This window comes from Nonomuraea maheshkhaliensis, assembly GCF_039529435.1.
Taxonomy (GTDB): domain Bacteria; phylum Actinomycetota; class Actinomycetes; order Streptosporangiales; family Streptosporangiaceae; genus Nonomuraea; species Nonomuraea maheshkhaliensis.
Genome location: NZ_BAAAMU010000322.1, coordinates 1 through 897 on the forward strand (window position 1 = coordinate 1; position 897 = coordinate 897).

Below are 897 nucleotides of genomic sequence, written 5' to 3' on the forward strand. Positions count from 1 at the left end.
CCAGCTCGGCACCGCCTCGCTGGTGGCCCGCTCGACCATGCTGATCCCGGTGCTGCAACTGCTGCTGCTGGCCGCGTACGCGCTGATGCTGACCGCGCGGCTGCTGGCCGACCACCGCCGGATGGAGGTGGCGCTGCTGCGTTCGCGCGGCGCGGGCACGGTGCGGCTGGCGGCGCTGGCGGGCGGTGAGGCGCTGCTGGTGGCGCTGCCCTGCGCGATCGTGGCGCCGTTCCTCGGGCCACCGCTGCTCACGCTGGTCACCATGCTGCCCTGGATCAGGGCCTCGGGCGTGCGGCTCGCGCCGGTCGCGGATCTGGGCACGTTCCTCGTGTCGTCCGGGGTGGCGCTGGCCGCGGCCGTGCTGCTGATGCTGCCCGCGCTGGCCGGCGCGCGGCGTACGTACGTGGAGGAGCAGTCGGCGCGCGGGCGCGGCGGCGGGCGCGGGCTGATCGAGCGGGCGGGCGCCGACCTGGCGCTGCTGGTCGTGGCCGGGCTGGCCATCTGGCAGCTCCAGCGCTACGGCGCGCCCGTGACCGCCACCGCGCAGGGTGGGCTGGGCATCGACCCGCTGATCATCTCCGGGCCCGCGCTGGCCCTGCTGACCGGCGGCATGCTGGGGCTGCGGCTGGTGCCGCGGGTCTCCAGGCTGGCCGAACGGGTGACCTCCAGGCGGCCCGCCCTCGCGCCCGCGCTCGGAGCCTGGCAGGTCAGCCGGCGACCGCTCAAGTACGCGGGCCCCGCGCTGCTGCTCACCATGGCCATCGCGATCGGCATCGTCTCCCTGGCCACCACCGCCACCTGGCGTTCCTCGCAGCTCGACCAGGCCCGGCACCAGGCCGGCGCCGACCTGCGGCTGTCGGGGCCGCCGGACGGGCCCGAGCTGGGCGCGCTCGGGCG

The 897-nt window shown here is 77.0% G+C and carries 1 protein-coding gene; it reads left to right on the forward strand.

The genetic code is table 11. The features are described 5' to 3' along the window. Positions 1 to 897 (forward strand): FtsX-like permease family protein (locus ABFX54_RS56650; RefSeq protein ID WP_346115619.1); only part of this gene is annotated, 897 nt, incomplete at both ends.